This window comes from Pseudemcibacter aquimaris (genome assembly GCF_028869115.1).
GTDB lineage: Bacteria > Pseudomonadota > Alphaproteobacteria > Sphingomonadales > Emcibacteraceae > Pseudemcibacter > Pseudemcibacter aquimaris.
Genome location: NZ_CP079800.1, coordinates 1,898,963 through 1,917,838 on the forward strand (window position 1 = coordinate 1,898,963; position 18,876 = coordinate 1,917,838).

The 18,876-nt window shown below is 43.6% G+C and carries 19 protein-coding genes; 5 read left to right on the forward strand and 14 right to left on the reverse strand.

Features of this window, described 5'->3' with window-relative positions; genetic code table 11:
• Window positions 1–88 precede the first annotated feature (88 nt).
• The 8 genes from KW060_RS08995 to KW060_RS09030 form a co-directional block, all read right to left on the reverse strand.
• Window positions 89–763, reverse strand: coding sequence for a hypothetical protein (locus KW060_RS08995; RefSeq protein WP_249034485.1), 675 nt, complete (start codon window positions 761–763; stop codon window positions 89–91).
• A 23-nt stretch (window positions 764–786) separates the two neighbouring features.
• Window positions 787–1,710 carry a class I SAM-dependent methyltransferase gene (locus KW060_RS09000; protein ID WP_249034486.1) on the reverse strand — a complete coding sequence of 308 codons (924 nt, stop codon included), beginning with the start codon at window positions 1,708–1,710 and terminating at the stop codon, window positions 787–789.
• Between the two features lie 155 nt (window positions 1,711–1,865).
• Window positions 1,866–2,540 (reverse strand): sulfotransferase family 2 domain-containing protein, encoded by a 675-nt coding sequence (locus KW060_RS09005; RefSeq protein ID WP_249034487.1) that lies wholly within the window; start codon window positions 2,538–2,540, stop codon window positions 1,866–1,868.
• Window positions 2,541–2,597: 57 nt separating this feature from the next.
• Entirely contained in the window at window positions 2,598–4,145 is a 1,548-nt protein-coding gene (gene guaA, locus KW060_RS09010) for a glutamine-hydrolyzing GMP synthase (RefSeq protein WP_250646639.1), read from the reverse strand.
• A 17-nt stretch (window positions 4,146–4,162) separates the two neighbouring features.
• Window positions 4,163–5,425, reverse strand: coding sequence for an RsmB/NOP family class I SAM-dependent RNA methyltransferase (locus tag KW060_RS09015; RefSeq protein WP_249034488.1), 1,263 nt, complete (start codon window positions 5,423–5,425; stop codon window positions 4,163–4,165).
• A gap of 9 nt (window positions 5,426–5,434) precedes the next feature.
• A complete protein-coding gene (gene guaB / locus KW060_RS09020) occupies window positions 5,435–6,895 on the reverse strand; it encodes an IMP dehydrogenase (RefSeq protein WP_249034489.1) in 1,461 nt (486 codons plus the stop codon).
• A gap of 134 nt (window positions 6,896–7,029) precedes the next feature.
• Window positions 7,030–7,359, reverse strand: coding sequence for a hypothetical protein (locus tag KW060_RS09025; RefSeq protein ID WP_249034490.1), 330 nt, complete (start codon window positions 7,357–7,359; stop codon window positions 7,030–7,032).
• Between the two features lie 153 nt (window positions 7,360–7,512).
• Window positions 7,513–7,833, reverse strand: coding sequence for a hypothetical protein (locus KW060_RS09030; RefSeq protein ID WP_249034491.1), 321 nt, complete (start codon window positions 7,831–7,833; stop codon window positions 7,513–7,515).
• A gap of 222 nt (window positions 7,834–8,055) precedes the next feature.
• Here KW060_RS09030 and KW060_RS09035 point away from each other — a divergent pair, with 222 nt between their 5' ends.
• A complete protein-coding gene (locus KW060_RS09035) occupies window positions 8,056–8,202 on the forward strand; it encodes a hypothetical protein (protein WP_249034492.1) in 147 nt (48 codons plus the stop codon).
• A 53-nt stretch (window positions 8,203–8,255) separates the two neighbouring features.
• On the opposite strand, the gene KW060_RS09040 is transcribed toward KW060_RS09035, so the two are convergent.
• Both KW060_RS09040 and ald read right to left on the reverse strand, forming a co-directional pair.
• Complete coding sequence (locus tag KW060_RS09040; RefSeq protein ID WP_249034493.1) at window positions 8,256–10,547, reverse strand: NADP-dependent malic enzyme; 2,292 nt, start codon at window positions 10,545–10,547, stop codon at window positions 8,256–8,258.
• Between the two features lie 114 nt (window positions 10,548–10,661).
• Window positions 10,662–11,768 (reverse strand): alanine dehydrogenase, encoded by a 1,107-nt coding sequence (gene ald / locus KW060_RS09045; protein ID WP_249034494.1) that lies wholly within the window; start codon window positions 11,766–11,768, stop codon window positions 10,662–10,664.
• 143 nt (window positions 11,769–11,911) lie between these two features.
• Here ald and KW060_RS09050 point away from each other — a divergent pair, with 143 nt between their 5' ends.
• Together KW060_RS09050 and KW060_RS09055 are read left to right on the forward strand one after the other, a co-directional pair.
• Window positions 11,912–12,397 carry an Lrp/AsnC family transcriptional regulator gene (locus tag KW060_RS09050; RefSeq protein WP_249034495.1) on the forward strand — a complete coding sequence of 162 codons (486 nt, stop codon included), beginning with the start codon at window positions 11,912–11,914 and terminating at the stop codon, window positions 12,395–12,397.
• 2 nt (window positions 12,398–12,399) lie between these two features.
• The gene (locus KW060_RS09055) at window positions 12,400–13,314 is read left to right on the forward strand and encodes an AEC family transporter (protein WP_249034496.1); all 915 of its coding nucleotides are present in this window, start codon (window positions 12,400–12,402) and stop codon (window positions 13,312–13,314) included.
• A 51-nt stretch (window positions 13,315–13,365) separates the two neighbouring features.
• Here KW060_RS09055 and KW060_RS09060 read toward each other — a convergent pair whose 3' ends face one another.
• From KW060_RS09060 to KW060_RS09070, 3 genes are all read right to left on the reverse strand, one after another.
• The gene (locus tag KW060_RS09060) at window positions 13,366–13,656 is read right to left on the reverse strand and encodes a GIY-YIG nuclease family protein (protein WP_249034497.1); all 291 of its coding nucleotides are present in this window, start codon (window positions 13,654–13,656) and stop codon (window positions 13,366–13,368) included.
• An 89-nt stretch (window positions 13,657–13,745) separates the two neighbouring features.
• Window positions 13,746–14,312: a TIGR04282 family arsenosugar biosynthesis glycosyltransferase gene (locus tag KW060_RS09065; protein ID WP_274757238.1), complete on the reverse strand. Its 567-nt coding sequence runs from the start codon at window positions 14,310–14,312 to the stop codon at window positions 13,746–13,748.
• A gap of 2 nt (window positions 14,313–14,314) precedes the next feature.
• The gene (locus tag KW060_RS09070; protein ID WP_249034498.1) at window positions 14,315–14,950 is read right to left on the reverse strand and encodes a glycosyltransferase; all 636 of its coding nucleotides are present in this window, start codon (window positions 14,948–14,950) and stop codon (window positions 14,315–14,317) included.
• A 44-nt stretch (window positions 14,951–14,994) separates the two neighbouring features.
• Here KW060_RS09070 and KW060_RS09075 point away from each other — a divergent pair, with 44 nt between their 5' ends.
• Together KW060_RS09075 and KW060_RS09080 are read left to right on the forward strand one after the other, a co-directional pair.
• Entirely contained in the window at window positions 14,995–15,612 is a 618-nt protein-coding gene (locus KW060_RS09075) for a ribonuclease HII (RefSeq protein ID WP_249034499.1), read from the forward strand.
• A gap of 114 nt (window positions 15,613–15,726) precedes the next feature.
• Complete coding sequence (locus tag KW060_RS09080) at window positions 15,727–16,842, forward strand: site-specific DNA-methyltransferase (RefSeq protein WP_274757239.1); 1,116 nt, start codon at window positions 15,727–15,729, stop codon at window positions 16,840–16,842.
• 360 nt (window positions 16,843–17,202) lie between these two features.
• Here the strand turns inward: KW060_RS09080 and KW060_RS09085 are convergent, their stop codons facing one another.
• A complete protein-coding gene (locus KW060_RS09085) occupies window positions 17,203–18,798 on the reverse strand; it encodes a flavin monoamine oxidase family protein (RefSeq protein WP_249034500.1) in 1,596 nt (531 codons plus the stop codon).
• Between the last annotated feature and the right edge of the window lie 78 nt (window positions 18,799–18,876).

Below are 18,876 nucleotides of genomic sequence, written 5' to 3' on the forward strand. Positions count from 1 at the left end.
ACAAAATAACCGACCACACACACAAACGCAATCAGACAATTGCAATATTCAAATAATTTTTTAGCAAATTCCATTCATTACATGTGATCTACTTCGGAAGAATAGGCAACACGGCAGTCCATCTACCATTTTTATCAAATATTAAGTCTTCATCAGGATCACATGAAGCAACTCTATGCTTTAAATCGAATTTAAATAAAATAAGATCACCAATATTCGAGTACTCTTCAACTTTAATGACGCTACCATCCTCGCATTCTATCTCGGTTCCACCTTGAAAAAAATGTTTGTTTTTTTCCGAAAGATTTACAATCAAACCGTAATTAACAGGAAACCTTGGATGATAATGCCAATCAAAAAAACCTCCACCTTTCGGATAATGAATTATCTGAGGCTGTATAAACATATCGCTTTGCATTTTATCATGTGAAGATATAAATTGATTTTGAAATTCGGACATCTCCTTAAACAGGGTACTTACCGGCTTTTCTTTAATATCTTCTATGCTGCTTGAATTCCATGTTCTAAATATCCTGGAGGTTTGTACTTTTTGTGGCAAGACATCAATTGAATAAAACCAATTATCATGTCTTTGTCTCATTGGTAAATGTTTCAATTCATCATGCATAGTCGAGACGACATCCATACATAATGCTTTATCAAAAAAATCTTTAATAATAATTACATCTACTTCTTTTTGAAGAAATTCATTCAACGAGTTTTTACTATTTTCATCATTAATATTTATTGTTTCCACGCTCATCAAAACACCATTATTAATTGCGATTATTCTTTTAAATCCAGTATCGTATTAGTTAATAACTCAGAAATGGAAATGTTGTTCTTTTTAGCAAGTCTAACGATTTTTTCCTTTGCTTTATCGCTTACACCTTCCAATTGTCCGTAATATCTCGTACGCGCACTACCGCCCCTTAAACCTTTATGAATTAAATCAATATTCATATATGGTTCACCTTCGCCGACTTTATAAGAAATTATATAAAAGCAATTCCCTAATACATAACTTAATTCTATATCGAAAGCATTTATAGGAAGATGTTCTAAGGGTGGATCATAAGACCATAAACTATTATTATTTATAGCGATTTTTCCATAATCTTCTTTTCTTAAATGCTCCGCTACCCCCTCATCTCCAAATACGACTTGACCATCAACCTTACAAACACGGGTCATTTCCATAATCGCTTTTTTAATATCTCCAAATAGATTAATGCCACCAAAATGAAAAACTGCATCAAAGTATTGATCGTTATATGGCAGGTTTAATCCATTTGAAATGCTAAACATAACATTATCACTGGCATTATTTTTTGCCGCTTCAGTTACCATTTCTTTACTTAAATCCTGGGCATGTATTTCCCCATCAGGACCAACTTGAAGTTTGCAGATTTCTATATCATCACCAAAGCCGCAGCCCGTAATTAATACTTTTTGGCCTTTTTTTAGATTTAGTTTTTCAATAAGTGATTTTCTAAATTCTAATTCATTCTGGTTAAAAGTCGCAAATAACCAGCTTAAAAAATTTCTATAATGCTCCTTGGATGCCGGGCTGGAATAAAATTCCAAGTTCCATTTATCGCCATCTTCAAAATCAATACCCTTTATTAAATCAATAATGTTATCATTTTGATTATTTGGGAAATCCTTTTTATAGCTATGAATAATTTCTTCTTTAAAAGCCTTCAGCATATTTTTATTAATTATCCATCCCCTTTACATATAATTAGCCTATCCAGAAACTATATTAGCTTAGAATAATCACATTGACAGTTAAATTTATTCAATAGTACCAGATAATCGTCTTCTAAATTTTATATATTCTGTAACAATTTCATATGAGTAATTTATTTCACGTTGCGCAGAAATTTCAATTCTTGCTCGGTAAAGCCGTTTTCCATATAAAATTCATAGGTGTTTCTGGATTTCGCATCGCGAAAATTACCTTTGGCATTTAGTCTAAAAAACAAATCCACAAACCCAGATGGCAAGCGGTCCAATTTCATTATCTCTGAATCAATATTCTCGTATTGCATAATAATATCAGCCGCATATGGGCCTGTTTCTGGTGCAATTTGGTAATTTTCTTTAATCCGGTGGTGATTGTTTGCCACCCAATATTTAAATGGCACTCTGTTGGCATCGGGAAGATTTCTCATATAAAAATAATAATAAGAAATAAGAAAATCCAACGGATTACGGTAAATTGAAATTTTTAGATAATCATTGAACATTTCATCGCTGATCTGATGAAATATTTTTTCAGCCGTATCGTGATTTGCAAAATCGCCCCGTATATTGCAATTCGGATGTCCCGTTACGCCAACACCAACCCTATCTTTTTCAAGATAATTTTGTGACGGCCGAAAACCCAGTAAAGTCCGCTCTTTTTCATCCACAGGTGATATAGGCGTGATAATACAATCAGGGCCGCAAAATTTGGATAACGCCATTTCAAATGACGTTCCCGCAACCTTTTTGGTTTTTAAAAATATAATTTTATGTTCATGCGAAATAATCAAAGCAATACCCAGTTTGTTTTATTTCCCCCAAGTAATTTTTAATTATTCAGTATAAAATTATTCCCACTCAATCGTTCCAGGTGGTTTTGAGGTAATATCATAAACGACGCGGTTAATGCCGCGTACTTCGTTGATAATACGTGTTGAAACGCGACCAAGGAAATCATGTTCATATGGATAATAATCCGCAGTCATGCCGTCGGTTGATGTTACCGCACGCAGCGCACAAACATATTCATATGTACGTGCATCACCCATCACACCCACTGTACGAACTGGTAAAAGTACTGTGAATGCCTGCCAAATCTCGTTATAAAGGCCGGCTTTTTTAATTTCATCAAGATAGATCACATCCGCTTTACGCAGGATGTCGCATTTTTCCTTTGTCACCTCACCCGGAACACGGATCGCAAGACCTGGCCCAGGGAACGGATGGCGTTCAATGAATGCTTCCGGAAGTCCTAGTTCACGACCAAGGGCGCGAACCTCGTCTTTAAACAGTTCACGTAAAGGTTCAACAAGATCCATATTCATACGTTCCGGCAATCCACCAACGTTATGGTGCGATTTGATAGTGACACTTGGGCCGCCAGTGAATGATACACTTTCAATCACATCCGGATAAAGTGTTCCTTGCGCAAGGAAATCGGCACCGCCGATTTTCTTTGCTTCTTCCTCAAATACATCAATGAAAAGACCGCCAATGATTTTGCGTTTCTTTTCCGGATCATCAACACCAGCAAGTTTTCCAAGGAACATATCTTCCGCATCAACGTGGATTAAGTTGATATGATAATGTTCACGGAACAATGTCACTACCTGATCAGCTTCGTTTGCGCGCATAAGGCCGTGATCAACAAACACACATGTTAATTGATCGCCGATGGCTTCGTGTAAAAGCACCGCAACAACGGAACTATCAACACCGCCGGAAAGACCGCAAATTACGCGCCCTTCACCAACCTGTTCACGGATTTTGGCGATTTCCGTTTCACGGAAAGATGCCATTGTCCAATCGCCTTTACAGCCAACGATTTTCTTGACGAAATTTTCAAGTAATTTTGCACCGTCAAGCGTGTGAACCACTTCCGGGTGAAACTGTACGCCGTAGAATTGCTTTTCTTCGTTGGCGATTGCTGCATATGGCGCATTGCCACTTGTCGCAATCACGTCGAAACCATCCGGAATGCTGTCTACTTTATCACCGTGGCTCATCCAAACCTGATAATCATTACCCACTTCCCAGAAACCATCAAACAGCGGGCTGTCTTTTTTCACATTGATAAACGCGCGACCGAATTCACGTTCATCTGATGGTTCAACTTTACCGCCAAGCTGTTCACACATAGTTTGTTCACCGTAACAAATACCAAGCACAGGAACGCCCATTTCAAACACTGCTTCTGGTGCACGTGGTGTTTCAATGTCATAAACGCTGTTTGGGCCACCGGAAAGGATGATACCTTTCGGGTTAAATTCTTCTAATACTTCTGCTGCTTTGTTAAACGGAACGATTTCCGAATAAACACCGCTTTCACGAACGCGGCGGGCGATTAGTTGTGTTACTTGGGAACCAAAATCAATAATTAAAATACGGTCGGTCATATGTTTAATTCGCTCTCTTATTTAGTTTCGGGTTTTATAGCTGGTTTCTCTAGGATTGCCACAAAAAAACCGTCAGTACCACGACTATACGGGCTTAATTGTAGCGTGCCATCCAATTGTTCAATACCGTTTTTACGGATTGGAATAATTTTGGCATCTTCATATTCATTCATGAACCATTCAATCTGGTCTTCATTTTCTGATTTAAGCAAGGAACATGTCATATAAGCGACCCTGCCGCCCGGTTTTACCGCATCCCATGCTTCGATCATTAAATCACGTTGTGTCTTAATATATTCATTAAGCCCGGCTTCCGTTAAACGCCAACGGTTTTCAGGATTTCTGCGCCATGTGCCGCTGCCGCTGCACGGGACATCTAGGATCACACGGTCCATTTTACTTTCAAATTCCGCAAGCTTTCGGTCGCGGTTTTTCGGGGTCAATACAAATGACTGGAAAATATGATGATTGGAACGTTTCGCGCGAACCTTTAAATCTTTAAGGCGGTTCTCAGAAATATCAAAGGCATAAATCTGCCCTTTATTCTGCATATACCCTGCGGCTGTTAACGATTTACCACCTGCACCGGCACATAAATCCATGATCTGTTGCCCGGGACGCAGTTCAACATATTTCACCGCAAGTTGCGCGGCTTCATCCTGAATTTCCACCATACCTTTACGGTAAATGGGCCAATCACGGATTTGAACATGTTCTTCGATGATTATCGCGCTGTTCGCATGGATACCTTTTCTATAGGCGATATCCTTTTCATCCAGATATTCGAATATCTTTTTCGCGTCCCTGACAATGCGCAACGTCAACGGCGCACGGTCATTAAGGGCGTTCATTTCCTGAACAAACTTATCGCCAAATCGTTCCTTAAGTGGCCCTTCTAACCACGCAGGGTAATTCAAGCGGTGATGTTCTAATTTTTCCGTTTCAATATTTTGTAAAAATGAAACTTCATCATCGGTGATAAGATCAGGCGCATGTTTATCACCGGTAAAATATTTCTTTGGATCATCACCCGCAAATTCAAGTTCCGCCATCACCATTTTACGTGCGTCACCATCAGCAATATCATGTAAGAAACCCCACCGACGAACGATATCATATAATAGCGTCGTCACCCGACGGCGATCTTTTGATCCCGCATAACGGCGAGTGCTGAAATATTTACGCACCAATACATCCGCAGCTGGGCCATTTTCCTTTAGGGAATGCGCGACCTCAGCCGTTAGTTCAACTACGGCTTCTATTCTTGCGGATGGTAACATGTATAATTCCTAATTGGATGGATAGTTTGGCGACTCTCGGGTGATGGTCACATCATGAACATGACTTTCCCTAAGTCCCGCACCGGATATCTTGACGAATTCAGCGTTTTTATGGAAATCCTGAATGGTTGCACTTCCGGTATATCCCATTGCCGCCTTAAGTCCACCAACAAGCTGATGAATCATATTGCCTGTTGGCCCTTTATAAGGCACTTGTCCTTCGATCCCTTCCGGAACCAGTTTCAGATTATCTGATACATCTTCCTGGAAGTAACGGTCTGCGGAACCGCGGCTCATGGCACCGATGGAACCCATGCCACGGTATGATTTATATGAACGACCATGATGAAGGAATACTTCACCCGGCGCGTCTTCTGTACCAGCAAGCAGTGAACCAACCATTACCGCATTGGCGCCAGCGGCCATTGCCTTGGCAATATCGCCTGATGTTTTAAGACCACCATCAGCAATAATGGAAACGCCAACGTCTTGTGCTGCTTGAACCGCATCCATAATGGCCGTTAATTGCGGAACGCCAACACCAGCAACAATACGTGTTGTACAAATGGAACCCGGTCCGATTCCAACCTTAACAACATCGGCACCAACATCCGCAAGTGCGCGAACCGCGTCCGCTGTTGCGACGTTACCACCGGAAATTTGTACATCCGGGTATTCTTTTTTAATGCGTTCAATTGTATCAAGCACACCGCGTGAATGACCATGTGCCGTATCCACAACAAGGAAATCAACACCAGCATCAATCAATGCTTCTGCGCGTTCATAACCATCATCACCAACGGATGTGGCAGCGCCAGCACGTAAACGACCATCCGCATCTTTACAGGCATCCGGATGAAGTTTTGCTTTTTCAATATCCTTAACCGTTACAAGACCGATACATTTATAATCGTTATCAACGATGATTACTTTCTCAATGCGGTTTTGGTGAAGAAGGTGTTTTGCTTCTTCTGTTGAAACATTTGCTTCTGCAGTAACAAGCCCTTCGGCTGTCATCAGTTCACTAACTGGTTGCTGCATGTCTGTTGCGAAACGAACATCACGGTTGGTAAGAATACCAACCAATTTACCGTTACCACGTTCAACAACCGGAATACCGGAAATTTTAGCACGGGACATTAATTCAAATGCTTCGTTAAGGGTTTGATCAGGGTGGATCGTTAATGGGTCAACAACCATACCGCTTTCAAACTTTTTAACACGCTGAACTTCTGTGGCTTGTTCAGCAATGGAAAGGTTTTTATGAATTACCCCAAGACCACCGGCCTGTGCCATGGCAATCGCCATGTTTGCTTCGGTCACAGTATCCATCGCCGCTGAAATAAGCGGGATGTTCAATGTGATCTTTTTGGTTAAGGCAGACTTTGACTGTACTTGACGCGGGAGTATTTCAGACGCTTGTGGAACAAGCAGGACATCATCGAATGTGAGTGCTTCGCGAATATTCATAAATTTTTCCTATCCAACAAAGAACGCTCAAATAACAAGATTCGCCCGAAAGGTCAAAGATAAAACAAGATATTGTGTGAAAAAGCTTAAATTTATGTCTGGACTACTAAATTTACACTGAATTTAAATAGTTCTTAGCCCGCCGAAGATTGGTTTTTCATGGTGTTGGTGATGACATATTTCTCAAAATTCACCTCTTCCTCAAGACGAATTGTTAAATAAACACGTTCATCGTCCGCATGTAATTCCTTTAGCCCGCGACGCGGAAGTGGAATTTTTGAAACCATACAAAATGCAAACAATGATGCCGCGACCTCGGCATGTGAAAATGTAAGCTTGTCATCTTCAAATTCAAGCGCCTTATCAACATGCAGCGTCACTTTGACATTATCAGCTTTATCGATAACGGTTTCTTTGACATCTTCTATTTCAAGAAATTGGCGTTTTAATACCGAAAAATTCACCAAAGCCTTTCTTAGCTCTGATTCAGTAAAATATATGTGTTTTACCTCAAGCGGCATACCTATTCTTTTACCCTTATTTCGTTATTTATATATAATATATATATGTTTAGAATGATTTTATAAAGCAAAAACGGTTAATGTACGAAATAATGCTTATGAAACCTTAATATTCAGGAACAGTTCTTTACCATCTGTTTGCAATGATTTTTTACCAGAACGTGGCAGCGGAATTTTTAACTGCATGCAATATCCCATCATCGCCGCCGCAATTTCAGGGTTGGTGAATTTGATAGTGCCTTCTTTTTGCACAGTCGGGTCAAATACCTTCATCGCAATGGCGAGCGCCTTATGATTAACCAGAAAATCATTTATATTTTCCACTTTGAATTTTGCACCCTTACGCGCAGCGAATCCAGTAAGTGCCTGTTTCAATTCATGTTCTGTAAAAAATATATCTCTGTTTTCGTTTGGCATACCCGTACCCTTTCCCCCAATGATAGTCCTGTATATTAGAAAATAATAATTTTCGTTCGTAATGTTATTATATTTCCAAAAATAATATTAACAAAAGCTTAACAAAACTAAAAAAATCACTTTTTTATTTAAAGTTAAAATATGCATGCTTGCTATTTAAACCATTGATAATTATACATACCGCCTATGAGTTTAGAAATTACTATTATTGCAATCGTTTTTATGGTGGGATTAATAATTGTTTCCCGTAAAAACATGAATAAACCACCGGAAATCAACCAGCCATGGCGTGTTCCATGGGGGCCGTTGATGTATCTTGGTATTATTGTGACTATTATATTGGTTGGTCACCTGATTGCAGTTTTATAAAAAAAAGGCCGGTGATTAAACCGGCCCTTGTTAATTTATTTGTCATCTGGCTTTTAAATCGGCCATTGATGACTGTTTTCTTTTTCAAGATTTTGCGCATCTTTCACCGCAATCGCTGTCATGTTCAAGATACCACGTGCACTTACGCCCGGTGTCACGATATGCGCCGGCATTGCCGTACCAAGCAGGATCGGACCAACAAGCAAGCCACGCTCAACACTTTTCACTAGGCCCAGCGCACTATTGGCCGCATCAAGTGATGGGAACACAAGCAAGTTCGCCGCACCATTAAGGGCGCAATCCTGAATTAATTGACGACGAAGATCTTCATTAAGTGCGGCATCCGCGTGCATTTCCCCGTCAACCTCAAGCCCCGGTGCGCGTTCACGCAGAATTTTAACGGCCTTTTGCATTTTAACCGCATTCGGTGCTTTTGATGAACCAAAGTTCGAATGGGACAGCAGCGCCACTTTCGGCTTAATACCAAACAGTTCGATTTGCTTTGACGCCGCAATCGTGCTTTCCACGATTTGGTCCATGGTTGGATCAATATCCATAAAGGCATCCGCGATAAACAGTGTCTGTCCTGGCAAGATCAAGACACTTAACGTCGAGATTTTCTGCTGTGGGTTTTTGCGTCCGATAATGTCGATAATATAACGGATATGGAAATCGAAACGTCCATATGTGCCGCAAATCATTGCATCATGATATCCAAGCTTCACGGCCATGGCCGCAATCACCGTGGTGTTTGTACGCACGATTGTTTTGGCGGCTTCCTTGGAAACACCCTTGCGGCCCACAATTTTATGGTACGCCTTATAAAATTCGCGGTAACGATCATCTTGCTGCGGGTTGATCACTTCGTAATCTACGCCTTCTGATAATCTTAATCCAAGCGTTTCAACACGTTTCGCAATCACGTCAGGACGACCAACAAGTGTCGCATGGATCATGCCTTCGTCAACGGCGGCTTGAACCGCACGCAGCACATTTTCATTTTCACCTTCGGCATATACGACCCGTTTCGGATCTTTTTTCGCGTCTTCAAGGATCGGCTGCATCAACATGTTTGATTTAAAGATGAAATTACCGATTTTTTCACGGTAAGCATCCATATCTTCGATCGGTCTTGTGGCAACACCACTGTCCATTGCCGCCTGGGCAACCGCTGGCGCAATTTCAATAATCAGACGCGGATCAAACGGTTTTGGGATAATATATTCCGGACCAAATGTTAAATCTTCGCCGCGGTAAGCATCCGCAACCTCATCGGAACTTTCACGGTACGCCAGATCGGCAATCGCCCACACGCATGCTTTCTTCATTTCATCATTGATTTCCGTTGCACCAACATCAAGTGCGCCGCGGAAAAGAAACGGGAAACAAAGCACGTTGTTTACCTGATTTGGATAATCGGATCTTCCGGTTGCGATGATCGCGTCCGGTCTTACTTCTTTTGCTTCTTCCGGTGTGATTTCCGGTGTGGGGTTTGCAAGTGCTAAAATAAACGGCTTATCGGCCATTTTCTTAACCATATCACCCGTCAGCACACCCGGCGCAGAAAGACCAAGGAACACATCCGCCCCACCAATCGCGTCATCAAGTGTGCGAGCATCAGTATCACGCGAATAACGTTTCTTATATTCGTTTGCCTCGCGTCCATCATAAACAACACCGCTTAAATCAATCAGTGTGATATTTTCTTTTTTAAGTCCCATTGTCACAAGCAGATCAAGACACGCAAGCGAGGCGGCACCACCGCCCGTAGCGACAAGTTTTACGTCCGCCAAGTCTTTTTCAACGATCCTTAGGCCGTTTGAAATAGCCGCTGCGGCCACAATGGCGGTACCATGTTGATCATCATGAAATACTGGAATATTCATGCGTTCTTTAAGAGCTTGTTCCACAACGAAACATTCTGGCGCTTTAATATCTTCAAGGTTGATGGCACCAAAGGTCGGCTCAAGCGCCGCAATCGTATCAATCAATTTTTCAGGATCAGGTTGATCAATTTCAATATCAAACACATTGATACCGGCGAATTTTTTAAATAATACGGCCTTCCCTTCCATCACCGGTTTACTGGCAAGCGGGCCAATATTACCAAGGCCAAGCACGGCCGAACCGTTGGTAATAACACCAACCAGATTACCACGAATTGTCATATCTGCGGCCGCGGCCGGATCATCAACAATCGCTTCACAGGCAAAGGCAACACCCGGTGAATATGCACGCGCAAGGTCGCGTTGGTTGGCAAGCGGGGTTGTTGGAACAATCGCCATTTTTCCCGGCGTTGGTTCCGTATGGTAACGAAGTGAAGTTTCTTTAAATTTATCAACCATTAGTATATGTCCTATTAATAAGTCGACAAACTTATCGTTATTTCAAAAAAAAGGGAAGAACAAACGTCCTTCCCTTTTAAACTTTTTATGTAGACTTTTAAGCCGAATTCGGTCTTAAAGCTCAGCCGCTTTGTATGGCAGATCAAGGTCTGTTGCAACAGCTTCAAATGTTACGTTTCCGCCTTGAATATTGATACCGTTAGCAAGGTGCGCATCGTCCTGACATGCTTGCTTCCAACCTTTGTTTGCAAGTTGAACAGCGAACGGAAGTGTCGCATTGTTAAGCGCATATGTTGATGTGTATGCAACAGCACCAGGCATGTTTGCCACACAGTAATAAACAACATCATCAACAACGAATGTTGGCTCTGCGTGTGTTGTTGGTTTTGAATTTTCAAAACAACCGCCTTGGTCGATTGAAATATCAACAAGAACCGCACCCGGTTTCATTTGTTTTGCTGTTTCTGCTGTTACTAGCTTCGGTGCTGCTGCACCGGCAACAAGAACCGCACCAACCACAAGGTCAGCTTCTTTAACCGCTTCTTCAAGAGCGTGCTGTGTTGAGTAAACTGTTTTCACAGAACCGCGGAAACGTTGATCAAGATAACGCATTTGATCAATGTTACGGTCAAATACTGTTACGTCAGCACCAAGACCAACTGCCATTTCAGCCGCATTCATTCCTGAAACACCACCGCCGATAACAACAACCTTCGCAGGGGCAACACCAGGTACACCACCAAGAAGAATACCACGACCGCCAGATGCTTTTTGAAGTGCGTGTGCACCAGCCTGGATTGACATACGTCCTGCAACTTCACTCATTGGCGCAAGAAGCGGCAACGAACCATCATCAGCCGTTACTGTTTCATAGGCAATCGCTGTACAGCCAGATGCCATTAGCGCTTCTGTTTGTGGCTTATCTGCCGCAAGATGAAGATATGTGAACAATAGGTGATGAGGCTTAAGCATCGCACATTCGTTAAGTTGTGGTTCTTTAACCTTTACGATCATTTCAGCTTTTTCAAAAACTTCAGCTGCAGAACCGATGATTTCACAGCCAACAGCTTCGTAGTCAGCATCTGAAATACCGATACCGGCACCGGCATTTGTTTCCATGATCACTGTGTGACCGTTGCGGATTAGCTCTGATGCGCTTGATGGTGTAAGACCAACGCGGTATTCATGTACTTTAATTTCTTTAGGACATCCGATAATCATAATTACTTTTCCCTTAAAATGATTTGTGAATTTACTCTGTGAGTTAACGTGGACACAATATATCCAAATCTGCGGTAAATGTCCTTGCGTTTTTCAGCGCGTTTTGCTTGATTTTTCGCATATTCTTGCGTATATGTGAAATTATGAGACATAAATTTCGAAATCTGAAACTAGACAAGATCGATCATGCGATTCTGGAAAACCTTCAAAACGATGGCAGGATCAGTAACGCCGACCTCGCCGACCGTGTTGGTCTTTCACAGTCCGCCTGCCTGCGCCGTGTTAAGGGGCTTGAGGCAGAAGGCGTGATCGAAGGGTACGTGGCCGTGGTTAATCAAACGGCGGCTGACCTGCCCGATAATGTGTTCGTGCAAATCACCGTCGAAAAACAAACCAAGGAACTACTCGCCGAATTCGAACGCATCGTACGCGAATGCCCGCAGATCATGGAATGTTATCTGATGAGCGGTGATGCGGATTATATGTTACGGGTAATCGTATCGGACGCATCCGATTATGAAAAGCTGCACATGGACGTTTTAACCGCCCTGCCCGGCGTATCACAGATCAAATCAAACTTTTCCTTAAGAACAGTGACAAAGAAAAACGACATCCCGTTTCAGGTGTAAAAATGCTCGAGCTAACCTTTCTGATCTTCCCGATTTTCTTAATCATCCTGCTCGGGTATGTATTAAGGCAGGTATTAATTAAGGACGACAGCGCGTGGGATCATGTGAACAGGCTGGCTTACTGGGTTTTGTTCCCGTGTCTTTTATTTAACCGGACATCGGTGATTGATCTGGATAGTTTTGAATTTGGCCCGCTTTCCGTGGCAATCCTTGGCGGGTTTATCGCCGCCATTTCCGTATCATACTGGATCGGGCGGATGATGAAACTGTCAAAACCAAGCATCACATCCATCATGCAGGGCGGCGGCAGGCATAATGCATTCCTCGCCCTCGCGGTCATAAGCCGCCTTTACGGCGAAGAAGGAGCAATGATCAGCGCCATCATCATTGCCATTCTTGTGACCGTGACCAACATCGTCGTCAATGTATCCATGACGATCATGTTATCACCGGGTGGATCGGGCATAAAAAACATCATGCGCGATTTGCGCCGTAACCCGCTGATTATATCCATCGCCCTCGGCATCGCGTTTAATATGGCAGGGCTCGGCAACATGCCAATCATCCATGACTTGACCCTATATATCGGCGACGCAACCACATCGGTGGCGCTGCTGTGTGTTGGTGCCGGATTGAATTTAAAGGCCGGATCATGGCAAATCGCACCAACCCTCGCCCCCTTTGTTGGTAAGCTATTCATTTTCCCGGGACTAACATACGCCCTCGCCACCTATTACGGCCTGCCGCAAATGGTCATGTTAAGCGCCGTAATCTTCGCCATATCCCCCGTCGGCGCCGCCAGCTACCCGCTTGCCAAACAAATGGGCGGCGATGCCCCGCTCATGGCAACGATAACATCACTGCAGACGTTGCTGTCGGTGGTGACAATCCCGATGGTGATTGTATTGTTGGGGTAGATGTAAAAAAATTCGTCATTCCGGCGAAGGCCGGAATCCAGAACCAGCGAATTAATCCCTGATGTCATAATATAAATCTTTCCAGTCAGGGTTCATTTCTTCGATCAGCCTGATTTTCCACAGTCGTTTCCAGTCTTTCATTCGTTTCTCGCGGACGATGGCGACTTCCATGTTTTCTGCCTGTTCATAATAAACAAGCATGTCGGTACCATATGTTTTCGAGTAGCCTTTAAATGTACCCTCTTTGTGTTGAAACACCCGCTTAACCAAATCAGACGTCACACCAACATAAAGTGTCCCGTTTCTTTTCGAAGCCATTATATAAACAAAAGGGTTTTTCATAAGGTAAATTGCTCCATATTTTTAAGATTGTGCTTGTTTTTTGTTGGTACTGGATTCCGGCCTTCGCCGGAAGGACGTTTTTTGCTGTTTTAAAGATCCCCGCCCTCATCCACATCACTGAGCATATCCGTGAATGATATACGATTAATCGGATCGATGTTTTCTACCGTGTCGGATAGGGCGTGTTTGGTGGACCAGCGTACGTCGAAAAAGGGGCTGATGCGTCTTGTTCGCCTGCGCATGCCGACCATCCAGTAGCCGCCGTCGGTGGCGGGGCCGAATGTGATGTCGCTGTCTCGTAATGCGTCGAATGCGTTTTTGATGTGATGCTTCCCAATACTTGGGATATCGCCGCCGATTAGGACGAGTGGGCCGGATGCGTATTCATCAAACACACGTTGCATGCGCTGCCCCAGGTCGCCGCCGCCTTGGGGGATGATGGAGTAACGCGCATCAAAAAATCCGCCTTTATAGCCATCCGGCGATACGCAAAGAACCGTGTTCCAATTTCCGCTTCCCACCCGTTTGATTAAGTCCGAAACCGTGCGGCGATAAAACCGCCATGCGCGAAACTTGCCGATATCGCGCGCGAGGCGGGTTTTGACCCGGCCCATCTGCGGCGCTTTAACGAATATAACCAAAGTCCCTTTTTGCATAATCAGTAAATCTTCTTTATCGTTGCGGGATCAACGCCCAATTTATATAGGGCCAAACAAAAACCATTACGGAACATGCGAATGATATAACCGTATTTATTATATTTTTCTGCAGATGTGATGATTTCATGGTCCGACACACGCAGTCGCGATCTTCCGATGCGCTTAATGATATCCACGTCTTCCATCAACGGCATATCATTATAACCACCAATTTCATCATATAATTCCCGTGATATAAATAGGCCTTGATCCCCGTATGGCATTGCAAATGCCCAACACCGGAACCGCACCCAATATTCCAACAAACGCGGAAAAAAGCCATCATCATCAAACCGTAAGCGAAAGGCAAATGCCTTATCAGGGTGGTTTTCCATATGATCCGCCATTTCCTGCATCCAGCCGCGTTTTAACTGACTATCCGCATGCAGGAAGAATAACCAATCGCCCTTGGCGAACCGCGCGCCCGACGCAAGCTGTAATCCCCGCCCCGGATTGGTATTGATGACATTGCGGTCTTTAAATGAATATGTCTCATGCCCGCCGTTTACAATAATCACATCATCCGGAAGAACATCAAGCAAGCGTTCCAGATCAGCATCAATCTTAAGTGTGGGTATGATTATGGTTATAGACATTTTTTCTTCTTTATTATGAATTCGCCCAAGCTTATAGTCGTTCCATGAAAAAGGAAACACCCAAACCATCATATAATCTTGAACTTGAGCTTGGCGCGCCGGAAAAAATCATCTGCGGCGTGGATGAAGTCGGCCGCGGCCCACTCGCCGGCCCCGTGATCACCGCCGCCGTTATCCTTGACCCGGCAAATATCCCCCACAGCTTAAACGATTCAAAAAAGTTGAGTGCCAAAAAAAGAGCCATCATCGCAGAAGAGATTCTGGAATGCGCCGAATGTGCATTTGGCGAAGCATCACTCGAAGAAATTGACGAGTTAAATATACTGCATGCGACCATGCTTGCCATGCAGCGCGCCGTCGCCAATTTACCCCGAAAAGTAGATCATGTTCTGGTGGACGGCAACCGCCTTCCCACGTTCGAAGCACCCGCGTCGGCGATCATAAAAGGTGATCAAAAATCCGTTTCCATCGCCGCAGCGTCGATAATCGCGAAAGAAAAACGCGATTTTTTAATGAAAAAATTACACGAAATTCATCCTGAATACGGCTGGAATCAGAATTCTGGATATGGTACCAAGGCCCATATCGAAGCACTAAATCTAGTGGGTCCGAGTCGTTTTCACAGAAAATCATTTGCGCCAATTCGTGACCTAATTCGTTAAGAAATTCACATAAAACGTTGATTCCAATAAAAAAACTGCTTGACGTGATTCGTCAAATGATTCATGATTCCTGTCATAACGATTTTCGAATAAAAACAATAAGAAGCGAAAAGCATGACAAAAACAAAAAGAAAAACAGCTGCGAAATCCGCCCCGACAACATTACCACTTGATCAAATCCTTCAGGGTGATTGTATCGAGCTTATGAACAGCTTACCGGAAAAATCAGTGGACGTAATTTTCGCTGATCCTCCGTATAACATGCAACTTAAAGGCGAACTTCACCGTCCGGACAATTCACATGTTGATGCCGTAAATGACGAGTGGGATCAATTTTCAAGCTTTGATGTTTATGACAAATTTACACGCGAATGGCTAACGGCTGCACGTCGCGTTCTTAAGGACACAGGCACCATTTGGGTGATCGGTTCTTACCATAATATTTACCGCGTGGGTTCAATCCTACAGGATATCGGTTACTGGGTACTGAACGACATTGTATGGCGCAAGACAAACCCAATGCCGAATTTCCGTGGCACACGCTTTACCAACGCCCATGAAACGCTTCTTTGGTGTAATAAGGGCGAAGGGTTCAATAAATACACATTTAACTACGAAGCCATGAAGGCCTTTAACGATGATGTTCAAATGCGTTCTGACTGGACGCTGCCGATTTGTTCCGGCAAAGAACGCCTTAAGGTAAATGGTCACAAAGGCCACAGCACACAAAAACCGGAAGCCCTGCTTTACCGTGTGCTGCTTTCATCAACCAATAAAGGCGACGTGGTGCTTGATCCATTTTTCGGTAGCGGCACAACAGGCGCCGTTGCAAAACGCATGGGCCGCCATTTCATCGGCCTTGAGCGCGAAGACAAATACGTAAGCCTTGCCACTGACCGCATTGCTGAAGTCGAGCCACTTGGCGATGAAGAGCTTGAAGTAACACCAGCAAAACGCGCCCTACCGCGTGTGGCGTTCGGAACACTGATTGATAACGGTATGATTAAGCCGGGTACGATCCTTTATGGCCCAAACAAGCGCCATTCAGCAAAAGTACGCGCAGACGGCACACTGATCAGCGCCGATAACAAAGGATCCATCCATCAGGTTGGCGCAAAGGTACAAGGCGCACCAAGCTGTAACGGCTGGACATACTGGAACATCGAAGTAAACGATAATCTGGTTTCAATTGATAACCTACGCGCCGAAGTGCGCGCACAAATGAACTAATTAAGGGAGTATCCATTGGATACAGAGGGCATCTCTAGTAATTGAGTACAGAATAACAATAATAATAAAATTAAATATTATCTTCCCCTGGTAATATAAACTGATAGTCACATAATGACTTTTAACCCGCCAGAGCCCATCTGGCGGGTTATTTTTTGTTTTTACCCCCTCATTAACCGTCATAGCCCGACTTGATCGGGCTATCCAGTAGTCCTTATCAAAGTTAAGCCAACACTCCTGGCCCCTCCGATCAAGTCGGAGGGTGACTATCTATTTTGTGTTAAAGTGTATTTCAAACACACAAAAAAGCCACCCACACTGTCCCGCATGGATGGCTTATTGATTATATGTAATTGGCGATTAAGCTTTGCTTAGGCGTTGATCAAGTTGTTCAACAACGTGCCATGCGCTTTCGATCGCGCCTGTCATCCAGCCGGCGTTATATGGTGCGATACCGTTACCACCGAATAGAACGCGTTTTTCGCCCTTCATCAATTTTGGTAATTTATTGGTACGGTTACGGCGTGACCAACCAACGGTACCGGCAAGCATATATTTATCTTTATGCCAACCGATGGAAATTGCGTTACCGGTGAAATATTTACGGTATTTACCTGGATGAAGTTTTTCACCAACCTCAAGCGCGGCTTCTACACGTTCCGCCGGTGTCATATTACTCAATTTCACCGCTTCACGGCCCCAACAATAAGCACCAAGGATAACACCCGGGCCATCGCTATGCAGATCTGATGATGGGTAACTAATCTCACGGAAACCTTCGATGTCCGTGCGAGTAACACCACCATAAATCATTTCGTCCTGTTCCCAGAAACGACGGCTCATTTCAAGGCCAAGCTTGAATGCAGGTGCGGAACGCGCGCTTTTCAGTGCGTCCATTGTTTCTTCTTCGAAATCATTTGGGATTTGCGGCAATACGGTAAACGGAATTGTTGAAATACAATAATCCGCCTTCGCCGTGCGTTCGCGACCGTTTTTGGTGTCTTTATATGTGATTTCAACACCGTCTTCTGTTTGTGCGATGTTGGTAATTTCCGAATTAAAGCGGATCATGCGTTTTGGAAGCGCACGTTCAAGTGCCATTGGAATTTGTACCATGCCGCCTACTGGTTGGAACATTACCGCCGGGTGATCGGCCATTTCAAATAGTGATCCAACCTTATATTGAAGCATATTCGTTAAGCTTTGTGGGGTTGAAAACTTACCCGGATCATCACCAATACCCGGATATTCATCATATCCGCGTGCCTTATTTGGAATATATTTCAATTCCTTACGGTCAAGAAGGCCCGTTGAACGACAATAATCAAGAAGCATTTCTTTATCATCAGCGCTTAACATTTCATCAAGGTAACCATCATCAGCAGCTTTCGCCATTAATTCCTGAACGTTACCGGCACGGTCAACATCAAGTTCGATCTGACGTACAGGCACACCTTTAAGCGGGCCATCTGTATTTTCAGAATAATAAAGCGAATGAACGGCTTTATTGATCATTGGTTCAAGCTGAACACCAAGTGTGCGGCAATAATGAAGGGTCGCCTTATGTTCCGCAGGAATTCGCCATGGGCCATAATTCAGGTAATGACCTTCTGAAAAGTTACAAACCTGACGCTCGCCACCGCTTTCTTCAAGCACAGTACCGCGCTTTGCTGATTGCGCACGACCACCGGAATGATCACGTGCCTCAAGAATATCGACATCATATCCCTTTTTGGTTAGCTCAAGCGCAGTAACCATACCCGCAAGACCAGCACCAAGAACGATGATTTTCTTACCCTTACCGGAATTTTCCAATACCGGTGGCTCAGTACGTTGCGACGCATGCGCAAGGTCAAACCCTTGAAGCGCCGTATATACCGCAGCCGAGCCGCCAATCATACCAATTGACTGTAAAAAATCACGTTTCGAAATACCGTTATTCGGTTGATCCACCATATTTTGTTCCCATAAAAAAAGTGCATTGTTATTGAATGCCCCCTCTATAGCAAATAAGGTTATAACATAACAGTAAAA